We start from the raw sequence: 10,071 nt of genomic DNA on the forward strand, positions 1-10,071 counted from the left end.
AGAATGGTGATTTTATGAAGTCAGTATATGACATCCGGCAATTATTAAAAAAATATGGAACATTTATCTATACTGGGGACAGAATAGGTGATCTTGATCTTATGGAAATGGAAATTAATGAACTTTATGAAATGAAATTTATTGCAATTTGGGATTATCAAATGGCGAAACTCATCCTTAAAAGCGAAAAAAATAGACTGTCTACTGGAAAAGGAGAGAATAATTCATGAATGAATTACTTCTAGGGATTGATATTGGCGGAACTTCAGTAAAAATCGGAATGATTAAAACGAATGGTACAATAATTGAAAAATGGCAAATTCCAACAGATACATCAGATGGTGGTACATCAATCGTTGAAGATATTTGGAGTTCCATACGTAAAAAATTGGTTTTAAAAAACGTGAATAAAGCTTCCATTATCGGCATAGGAGTAGGAGCACCGGGTTTTATTGATTCCGAATCGGGATTTGTTTATGAAGCAGTTAATATCGGTTGGAAAGACTTTGATTTGGCAAACGCGTTAAAAGAGAAATCCTGCTTACCTGTATTTGTTGAAAATGATGCAAATATTGCTGTACTCGGGGAAAACTGGATCGGTGCAGGTAACCAGGCTGATAACTTAATCGCAATTACACTGGGAACTGGTGTTGGCGGTGGTATTATTGCCAACGGTTCCATCCTCAACGGTGAAAATGGCATGGCAGGAGAACTGGGTCATTTAAAAGTGGAAGAGAATGGCTATGCATGTAATTGCGGAAATAATGGATGTTTAGAAACCATTACATCCGCTACTGGAATCGTACGTCAAGCGATGGAAAAAATAACGGCGTTTCCTGACAGTGTTCTTGGAGAGACGTTCAGAAAGAAAAAGAGCCTCACTTCAAAAGATGTATTTGAATTGGCCAAAAATGGAGATTCCATATCGAATAGTATCATTAAAAGAACTGCAGATGTACTTGGCCAGGTGATTGCCAATATGGGCGTTATGATTAATCCATCAAGGGTATTGATTGGAGGCGGTGTTTCTTCTGCTGGTGATCAACTGATTGAAGAAATTAGGAAAGCGTTTGAAATACATGCATTACCTCGAGTAGTCGATGCATGTGAAATAAAAGCAGCCCAGCTTGGAAATGATGCAGGAATTATCGGTGGAGCTTTTTTAGTCCTCGATAAAATGAACAGGACCTAAATATCCGATTTCTAGTAAAATAGGACTTTACCAAACTTAATTATTAACATATTGTAAAATAATGAAACTTTTATATGGGCTGTTACGTCTTATGTTATAGCTGGTTTTGTAAACACACGTTTACATTCTTACTAAATAGGGTAAGAATAGGGTAGCTATCAATGGCCTAAAATAAAATAAATACCGTAACATGGTGAGAGAGTTATAGGAGGAAGAAGTATGAGTTTTAAGCGTCCAGTATTTCCATTATATATAATTGCTGCATTACTTTTCGGATTAAAAACATATATTGTTTACCGATTTGTGTTCACCATCGATCTAGATAACATGATGCAGGAGTTTATTTTATTAATAAACCCTTTCGTATCTGCCTTTTTGATTTTTGCAATCAGTGTATGGTTCAATAAAACATCCCGACAAATGAAATTCATAAGATACACTGCTTTGATTGGATCATTTGTTGTTTTTGCGAATCTTGTGTTTTATCGCCAATTCACGGATTTTATTACCATTCCACAATTATTCATGGGAAGTAATATGTCCGATCTTGGTTCAAGTATTTTAACACTGATTAATCCATTTGACATTTTAATTTTTGTTGATGCAGCGCTTATATGGTATTTAAGCAAGAAACAGGAAAGTAAATTAGCTGTCGAATATCCAAAAAGTGGGAAAGTATTTGCCATGGCACTTTCACTTGCATTGCTTGCTGGTAATTTTTTCCTTGCAGAAATGGAAAGACCACAATTGTTCACACGTGCTTTCGACCGTGAATACCTCGTGAAAAACATTGGGCTTTTCAATTATCATGTCTATGATCTTGTTGTACATTCAAAAACTGAATCGCAACGTGTATTCGCAGATGGGAATGAATTACCTGAAATACAGGAATTTATCGATAAGAACGTGAAAGTAGATGAAAAGTCTCATATGTTTGGCGCTGCAGAGGGGAAAAACGTCATTTTCATTAATGCTGAATCCCTGCAGGAATTTGTAATTAATAATGATGTATATGGTGAGGAAGTGACGCCTTTCCTGAATCGTTTAATTGAAGATGAGGATACCTACTATTTCGACAACTTCTATGAACAGACAGGACAGGGAAATACTTCCGATTCAGAGTTCCTAGTAGAAAACTCACTTTATCCATTATCACGTGGAGCTGTATTCTTTACCCATGGTGGCAATGAATACAACGCACTTCCGGAAATCATTAAAGAAGAAGGATATACTTCAGCAGTGTTTCATGCAAACAATAAAAGTTTCTGGAACCGCGAAGGAATGTACCAAAGCCTTGGCGTCGACCATTTCTATGGCGAGGAAGCTTATGAAGTAACAGATGAGAATTCAATTGGCTGGGGATTGATGGATAAACCATTCTTTGAACAATCCATTAAGTATTTGCAATCACTGGAAGAGCCTTACTATTCCAAATTTATTACGTTAACCAACCATTTTCCATTTGAAATGAATGATGAAGAAACGTCAATCGATCCATATGATTCCAATTCAAACACATTAAATAATTTCTTCCCAGCTGTAAGATATATGGATGAAGCGATTGAAGACTTTTTCACACAGCTGAAAGATTCCGGATTGTATGAGGATTCGATTATCATTATCATGGGTGATCATATTGGTATCAGCGCAAACCATAATAGAGCAATGAGTATGTATTTAGAAAAAGAAGAAATTACACCTTATGATCAGGTTCAATTGCAGCGTGTACCATTGTTTATCCATATACCTGGTGACGGAAATGGGGAGACCATTTCAGAAGTAACCGGGCAGATTGATATGAAGCCAACGATCCTAAACCTATTAGGGATTGAAACAGAAGACGATATTATGTTCGGCAACGATGTGTTTGCTGAAGACAGAAAAGAGTATATTGCGTTAAGAAATGGTGATTTTATAAGTGATGATTACGTATCTACCCTTGGCGTATGCTACGATCGTGAAACTGGTGAACCAATAGATGAGGAAGTTACGGAGACAACTGAAGAAACGGAAAATCAACCGATGACTGAAAATGCATGTGCACCAATACAGGAGAAGGTTCAAACCGAGTTATCCTATTCCGATAATTTGATTTACGGCGATCTATTCCGATTCATTAATTTCAACATCGAAGATTAACATTTATGCAAGTATGAAAGTTTATACTTTTTTACTTGCATAAGGAGAGGCTACAGCATAAATATGCTGTAGCCTCTCCTATTAAACCAGTTATGTTACTGTTACTAAAAACGGCCTTCAGAAATGCTGAAGGCCGTTTTGACACTTAGAAAAGGTAACTCGTTAATATTAACTTTGTTCACAGGAAGATAAATATAAACTTACCTTCCTACATAAGTGCTACTTAGGCTGTCATCGAAAAGCTTCGTGACAACCAAGTTTTCTAAAAAAACATTCATTTAATTAATTAACCAGCTATTTCAGAGATAATCGTTGCAATTGAGAAGAATCCAAATGCCAATGCTGTAATTCCTGAAAAAATTAAAGCAAAAAAGTTTTTGTATTTCAGTTGGCGAATAACAGATACAACAGCTAGTAGCGCTACGAATAAGAATACGATTGCTAATACGATATGCTGCATAGATTTCATCCTCCTTTAAAGCGGTATTTCCAGTATTCCAAATTGGCTATGGAAATACTTTTGTATTATTATGTAACTAAGACAATATACTATTTATTTTAAAGCATTAGATTGTTTTTGTCGAGTTATAATAAAACGTTTTCTTTAAGTCAGTAATACAATAAGAGATGGAGGCTGAATGATGAATATTAAGGGAATGTCTGTTGGCCCTATTGGTACAAACTGCTATATCGTTTTTGATGATCAAGATGCAATTGTTATAGATCCTGGTGCAGAATCTGAAAAAATACTCGGCTTTTTAAATCAGAGAAAACTTCATGTACAAGCGATTTTGCTGACACACGCACATTTCGATCACATTGGAGCTCTGGAGGAAGTTAGAAAAGCTACAGGTGCAGAAGTATATTTACATAAAAGTGAGTCATCCTGGCTATCAGACCCTATGTTGAATGGTTCGTTTAAACTGCAGGGAAGAGAAATCCTGGTAAGTCCTGCAGATAAACCACTCAATCCTGGCAGATTACGGATAGGTTCTTTTGATTTTACTATATTACATACGCCGGGACATTCACCTGGCAGTGTTAGTTTTATCTTTGAAGAAGATCATTTTATTGTAAGTGGGGACGTCCTTTTCTATCAAGGAATCGGTCGAACTGATTTACCGGGAGGCAGCATGGAGGAACTTGAATTGTCCATTCGAAATCAATTGTACCTATTGGATGACGCTTTTACCGTTTATCCGGGACACGGGCCCGCAACGACTATAGGAATGGAGAAGAAAAGCAATCCCTTCGTAAGAAAATGAGTATTGGAAAACGAAGGCATTCTCTAAAGCATTTACGGCTATTGATTTACAGAAGGAAAATGGATAGTTGCAAATTAAAAACCCTGCATACGGGATGCAGGGTTTTTAATTTTAATGCCCGAAACCAGGTACAAGTATAAATTCGGAATACCACGTAAAGCCGATCATGAAGATGGTACAATACGCTCCGAATAAATACATATACATGCGCTCAGATAATTTCAAATAACTTACTGTAAGGAAAAACGCCGTTTGAACCAGGAATAATAGTGCAGTATTCATCATGTCACCGACATAAAACATTACTGTAAAAATACCTGTCCAAAAGGCAAGAACACGAAACATACGATCCATGTCTTCCCCCTCCTTTTAGGTAGCCTTTTCATTGTTATTATATACGAGGTTTTAGAGAATGTAAACGAATGTCATTAAACAATTGCAATATTAGCTATATATTTACAGTTTTTGCAATTACCTTCAAACATATTTTCTTCTAATATAAGTTGTGACTCGGTAAACAACACATCAAAAATACCTTTAAGGAATAGGTGGTGCATTTTACAGACTACTGTATGATTCGTGGCTGCTATTTCTTTAAATGGGCAATTATTTACTGTAAAACGGATAGATTGCTTTTCTTCATTGTAGGAAAACTTCGCATAAAGACCAAGAATTGTACCTGCATCTTCCAAAACTTCAATTTTTTGCTGGATAGTCACAGCAGAATGAGTGGAGTTCTTGTAGGTTTCTGCAATTTGAAGACCATATTTTTTTCCGGTTGAATATAATGCTCGCTCTCCAGCTTCCCCGAGATCCATTAATGCTTCGAGTGCAATGGAGGAAAGGGTTCTGTAATCTCTTGCCGGGAAATTCATTTCGATAACTTGTTCCGAAAGTCGATAGAGTCTGCTCGGTCTTCCACCTTTTCCCGATTTACTGTAATGGGAAGTAACCATGTTTACATCTTCAAGTTTTGATAAATGGAGTCTCGCAACATTCGGGTGAATGTTAAATAAATCTGAAATTTCTACAACACTAACGTCCTTCTGCTCTCTAATTATATGTTGGTAAATATTATATCTTGTCGGATCGCTTAAAACATTTGTAACTTTTAGTGTGTCAACCAACTTAATCACCTCAACATGTTTAATAACTTAATTATAACGATTAAATTGGATAAATAGATGAAACGAGAAAGTTTGTTAAAAAATGTACATACTTATTCCGTCACAATTTCTTCATATTTTAATAAGTTTCTTATACCAAAAATATAATCGTCTGAACTCAAGGTAATCGTGAATAGCAATTCAAAGGTATCAACGTTAAGTTGTTTCACTTCTACTGCGACTTGCCCATCCGAAAAGTCATAGGTCCTTGTGACGGGGAAATTTAAGTGCGTGATCTCTGATTTAACTTTTTCACGTCCCATTTGAAAAAGTGTTTCCACATGTAACTGTTGAATATGCCTATCGGTTATTTCAAGATCGCGTTGATAATTTTGGATGCTTGCAGTTATCAGTAAGAAGACAATTACAGTTATATATAATACATATAGTAGCGTGAATCCCTTTTGGTTACTTATAATGTACAATCGATTTTTCATACTTATCTCCCGAGAGCATGGTTACAGTTACGTGGACTCCGTAGGGGAGAGATGAGAAAGTGACAGCATCTACATCTCTCAAATAAACTTCATGGCCTTGTCCATTTACCTGTCTTCTAATTAGACTTCCATACAATTCAAAGGTGGCCGTTACATTCAGATCGTTTTGATGGAGATATAACTTTTTTTCACTCGCATGGATAGAAGTTGATTTAATGACATCATCCCGAAGAAATTGAAAAAATTGCTGTGCTGATATTTCAGCATAGTTATTTTCATATTCTGCAGCTTGAATCATATATCCCTGCAAAGGCAATGTTATGGATAGGACAGTAATCATCAAAAGAATTGACACAAATGTGAACCCTTTTTCACGTTGCAGGCAAGCCGTAGTAACATAATCTTTCATTTCTATTTTGTACATTGGTCCATTCAACACATCCTTTTATTGTATTATTTTCAATTTCGAATTCAAATTGACCCTCCATGTTGTTTACTATTTTGGTAAATTGCATGGGAGGATCGGTGGTGGGCTCCCAAATGAAATGCTGTAGTTCATCGTGGAGGAGATATGCGAAGGAGCGACGATCACTTAACACTTTCTGCTCTGCGTCCAATAGCAAAATGATTGGTAATAGTAGCGTTACTGTGGTAAAAGTGATACTTGCAGCAATAAGCACTTCAATTAACGTAAATCCACTATCTTTGGGCAATGTAAAACCTTCCTTTCCCCAATTGAAAAATCATATCATACACAGAATACTTTGTTGTAATACGAATTGTCCGCGGATATAGAAAAGTTCCATTTTCATTGAAATAGAGGTCGGGGTTCCCACGGTAATCAATTACCATTCCATCAGGGTAGGGCCTTTCAGCAATAGGCTTCGTCACCCCCTTGATAATCTTGTAATTATCTTCATATAATCTGATATAAAGTTTCTCATCTGTTGCTAAATTGGATAAATTCTGTATATATAGGACATCAAACTTCAATGTTTCCAAAAATTGTTTTTCCTGCTGTTTTTCCACACTTTCCATATTAAGAGAAGGAAAGAGGAGCAGGATGATTGACAATAGACTTACCACAAAGAGCATTTCGATTAGAGTAAACCCATTGCTGTTACTCTGGTATGGAGACAGTTCCCTTTGAGCCATCCAACGAGTATCCCAATTTTTTACCATTCTGACATGTCTCCTGTTCTTTATTAATATAGTCTGGAATCATAGCATCTAAAGAAACAGGGTATACACCTTTTTCCAAATAAAAAGCATCCACTTGCGCCTGAACGACGCTTACAAGTGCATCACATCCCTTGCTGTGGACTTCACTTCCTTTATCACCAAGGTTGGGAACAATCAGTATAATTAATACGGAAATAATCATCAGAACAATCAGCATTTCAATTAGGGTGAATCCTTTATTATTTTTCAGCATGATTTAACTCCTTTATATTGTTTTAATTAGTTGAAACATAGGCCACATCAACGTTATATAAATAAAAATAACGAAACAAGCGAGAATGAGAAAAAAAACCGGTTGGATTAATGTAATGTTTTTTGTGATTTTTCTTTGGATTTCCTCCATCAAAAGTTCCGAATAGATATTCAAGTCTTTTTCCAATGCATGCACATCTACATTCTTATGAAAGATAGCAGTCAATTGGTTTTCGAGAAACGTAAATACCGACAGCAAACTGGCAATATGGAGGCCTTTCGATAGTTCCGTATTCATTTGTTGTGAATAATAGGCAATAATAGGTAATCTGGTTTGTTTGGACATGTGCTGAAGAATTTCCCGAAATGACATCCCTGTTTTTAAAAGGGAGCCGAAGTGAGCTGCGAAGTGAAAAGAAGTCTGCAGTTTCAAGATGCTACGGTAGATGGGGATCGATTCATATACTTTTAATTGTTTTTCAATTGGTAATCTTTTTTTTGTTACATTCCAGATGATGATTGCAATTAAAGTCACAATCAATAATATGAAAAGGACACTGCCAAGTATATCTATAACCAAGATGGAAACGAAAATAGTGAAAGATGCTTCGGAACTCGTCCGAAAAAGATCCTGAAAGGAGGGAAGTACACTCCATTTGATAAAATACATAAGCAAGAAGAAGATAAAAAATAAAATGAAGGGATATCTGGAAACCTGCTGAAATTTTTTAATATACTTCATTCGGTGTTCATACATAGCAGCACATTTTGAAATAGTTCCTTCCAAATCTCCATTTCCTCGTACAAAATATAGATAGGAGGTTATGCTTGGGTGGAACGCTGCTTTTTCAAATGCTTCATCTACTGACATCCCATCCCTGAAAGACTCCGTGATCAATTCTGCAGTCTGATGCAGCTCTTTATTCCATTTGATTGTTTCAAGTGCTTCCAATAACGAATACCCATTTGAAAGTAACCGATGTAATAACTGTAGAAACCGAAGCTGCAAATCACTGTTTAACTTGTTGTGAGTTGTAAACCTCTTCAGAAATAAATCCATATGCAAAAGCCTTCTTTCTTAAATACTCAAATGAATGAAACATATCTAGATTTTTTTCCTTTCCTTCTATGACACCTTTTAGAAATTCATCTTCGAGCAATTCAAGGATTGCAGCTCTGCGACAAGCTTTATAAATCTGTAACGGAAGCAGTTCCAAAGCAGCAACAGCTATAAGTGATTGCTTCATATCACTTCTTTTTATTCCCATATCAACTAATCGATGTATTGTTCCGGCGGCATTTTTTGCATGCAAGGTACTTAAGACGAGATGTCCAGTTAACGAAGCCTCAAACGCAAATTTCGCGGTATTTTTGTCACGGATCTCTCCCACCATAATAATGTCCGGATCATGACGCAAGGCAGCTTTCAGGCCCGTTTGATAACTTATACCTGCTTTTTCATTTACCTGCACTTGAAGTATGTTATCCATTTTCTTTTCAATCGGATCCTCCAATGTAATTGTCTGGTAGGATTTTTCCTTCAAAATAGATTCCAGTAATGCATATAGTGCAGTAGTTTTCCCGCTCCCGGTAGGTCCGGTAAACAGGATAATCCCCGCCCGGTTTGAAATCCATTGCTTAATTCTATCCAGCTGTCTTGGAAAAAGGAATAGTTGTTCCAATGTGAGGGTAGTATCTTGCGGAAGGATTCTAATTGCCATACTTTCCATATTATTGAGAGGGAGTGTAGATATGCGCAATGAAAATAATTTGGACGCTGCTTCATGCTCAAGCGTGCCGTTTTGAGGTTTTCTGGATTCTCCAATGTCCATTCGGGAAATGAATTTGTAGTAGGTAAGAAGTAATTGATACTGTTCCATACGAATTTTTTGGAACATAACCCGTTTTCCATGGACCCGGAAGTAAATGTCAGTATGAGTCTGAAACGGATAGAAGTGAATATCAGAAGCATTTGCTTTGATCGAAGCGTTTAGAAGGGTGTCCGATAACTTTGCTGCAGGATTCAATAAAAGTTCACCTCCTTAAAGATCCAACAACTACTATATTCGACAGGTTTTGTTGTTTTCCTTCTTTATTAATAAAAAATTTGAATATTTTTTTTCGATATGCAAATGATAGAGATATACCAACAATGTAAGGTGGGCTTGAAATGTCAGGAAATGATTATTTAAAGTTTATGACTGAACAGGTTATCACATATATGAATTTACCGACTGAAGAAAAGAAAAAGCGAAAAAGCGAAAAAAAACATAAGCCTATTTTTATGAACAGATGGCTTGGAATGCTTCCATTCACAATAAAAGTAATGTTTCAAAAGAGGCTGGGACATAACTAGCCAAAATGAATAAAAATGGTTCCGTTCATCGGTTTTTGGATGATCGGAACCATTTTTATTTGAATTATTTTCATCATCTATT

Annotated in this window: 15 protein-coding genes; 5 read left to right on the forward strand and 10 right to left on the reverse strand. The window is 36.2% G+C overall.

Translation table 11 applies throughout. The features are described from left to right. Positions 1-14: 14 nt before the first annotated feature. The 3 genes from MN204_RS10895 (at position 15) to MN204_RS10905 (ending at position 3,331) form a co-directional block, all read left to right on the forward strand. A complete protein-coding gene (locus tag MN204_RS10895; protein ID WP_249871097.1) occupies positions 15-230 on the forward strand; it encodes a YqgQ family protein in 216 nt (71 codons plus the stop codon). Then, positions 227-1,192, forward strand: coding sequence for an ROK family glucokinase (locus MN204_RS10900; protein ID WP_249871098.1), 966 nt, complete (start codon positions 227-229; stop codon positions 1,190-1,192). Before MN204_RS10895 ends, MN204_RS10900 begins: the two co-directional genes overlap by 4 nt. Positions 1,193-1,411: 219 nt before the next feature. Beyond that, on the forward strand, positions 1,412-3,331 hold the full coding sequence (locus tag MN204_RS10905; RefSeq protein WP_249871099.1) for an LTA synthase family protein: 1,920 nt from the start codon (positions 1,412-1,414) through the stop codon (positions 3,329-3,331). Positions 3,332-3,617: 286 nt separating this feature from the next. Here the strand turns inward: MN204_RS10905 and MN204_RS10910 are convergent, their stop codons facing one another. Then, a complete protein-coding gene (locus tag MN204_RS10910) occupies positions 3,618-3,791 on the reverse strand; it encodes a DUF2759 family protein (protein ID WP_438804701.1) in 174 nt (57 codons plus the stop codon). Positions 3,792-3,972: 181 nt separating this feature from the next. On the opposite strand from MN204_RS10910, the gene MN204_RS10915 reads away from it, so the two are divergent. Further along, entirely contained in the window at positions 3,973-4,596 is a 624-nt protein-coding gene (locus MN204_RS10915) for an MBL fold metallo-hydrolase (protein ID WP_249871101.1), read from the forward strand. A 111-nt stretch (positions 4,597-4,707) separates the two neighbouring features. Here MN204_RS10915 and MN204_RS10920 read toward each other — a convergent pair whose 3' ends face one another. The 9 genes from MN204_RS10920 to comGA all read right to left on the reverse strand — a co-directional run bounded on the left by MN204_RS10920 (position 4,708) and on the right by comGA (position 9,660). Continuing rightward, complete coding sequence (locus MN204_RS10920; protein WP_249871102.1) at positions 4,708-4,950, reverse strand: DUF2626 domain-containing protein; 243 nt, start codon at positions 4,948-4,950, stop codon at positions 4,708-4,710. 74 nt (positions 4,951-5,024) lie between these two features. Next, positions 5,025-5,732 carry a helix-turn-helix transcriptional regulator gene (locus MN204_RS10925; protein ID WP_368858664.1) on the reverse strand — a complete coding sequence of 236 codons (708 nt, stop codon included), beginning with the start codon at positions 5,730-5,732 and terminating at the stop codon, positions 5,025-5,027. A gap of 83 nt (positions 5,733-5,815) precedes the next feature. Continuing rightward, on the reverse strand, positions 5,816-6,199 hold the full coding sequence (locus tag MN204_RS10930; RefSeq protein ID WP_249871104.1) for a hypothetical protein: 384 nt from the start codon (positions 6,197-6,199) through the stop codon (positions 5,816-5,818). Continuing rightward, complete coding sequence (locus MN204_RS10935) at positions 6,171-6,554, reverse strand: competence type IV pilus minor pilin ComGF (RefSeq protein WP_249871105.1); 384 nt, start codon at positions 6,552-6,554, stop codon at positions 6,171-6,173. Before MN204_RS10935 ends, MN204_RS10930 begins: the two co-directional genes overlap by 29 nt. 16 nt (positions 6,555-6,570) lie before the next feature. After that, positions 6,571-6,912 carry a prepilin-type N-terminal cleavage/methylation domain-containing protein gene (locus MN204_RS10940; RefSeq protein ID WP_249871106.1) on the reverse strand — a complete coding sequence of 114 codons (342 nt, stop codon included), beginning with the start codon at positions 6,910-6,912 and terminating at the stop codon, positions 6,571-6,573. Then, a complete protein-coding gene (gene comGD, locus MN204_RS10945; protein ID WP_249871107.1) occupies positions 6,899-7,381 on the reverse strand; it encodes a competence type IV pilus minor pilin ComGD in 483 nt (160 codons plus the stop codon). The genes MN204_RS10940 and comGD overlap by 14 nt, the downstream gene beginning before the upstream one ends. After that, positions 7,320-7,634, reverse strand: coding sequence for a competence type IV pilus major pilin ComGC (gene comGC / locus MN204_RS10950; protein ID WP_249871108.1), 315 nt, complete (start codon positions 7,632-7,634; stop codon positions 7,320-7,322). The genes comGD and comGC overlap by 62 nt, the downstream gene beginning before the upstream one ends. Before the next feature lie 12 nt (positions 7,635-7,646). Then, positions 7,647-8,693 carry a competence type IV pilus assembly protein ComGB gene (comGB, locus tag MN204_RS10955; RefSeq protein WP_249871109.1) on the reverse strand — a complete coding sequence of 349 codons (1,047 nt, stop codon included), beginning with the start codon at positions 8,691-8,693 and terminating at the stop codon, positions 7,647-7,649. Next, entirely contained in the window at positions 8,644-9,660 is a 1,017-nt protein-coding gene (gene comGA, locus MN204_RS10960) for a competence type IV pilus ATPase ComGA (protein ID WP_249871110.1), read from the reverse strand. The genes comGB and comGA overlap by 50 nt, the downstream gene beginning before the upstream one ends. A 143-nt stretch (positions 9,661-9,803) precedes the next feature. Between comGA and MN204_RS10965 the strand changes: the two genes are divergently transcribed. Beyond that, on the forward strand, positions 9,804-9,989 hold the full coding sequence (locus tag MN204_RS10965; RefSeq protein WP_249871111.1) for a YqzE family protein: 186 nt from the start codon (positions 9,804-9,806) through the stop codon (positions 9,987-9,989). Positions 9,990-10,071: the final 82 nt, after the last annotated feature.

The sequence above is a fragment of the Oceanobacillus saliphilus genome (genome assembly GCF_023522835.1).
Classification (GTDB): Bacteria; Bacillota; Bacilli; order Bacillales; family Amphibacillaceae; genus Oceanobacillus; species Oceanobacillus saliphilus.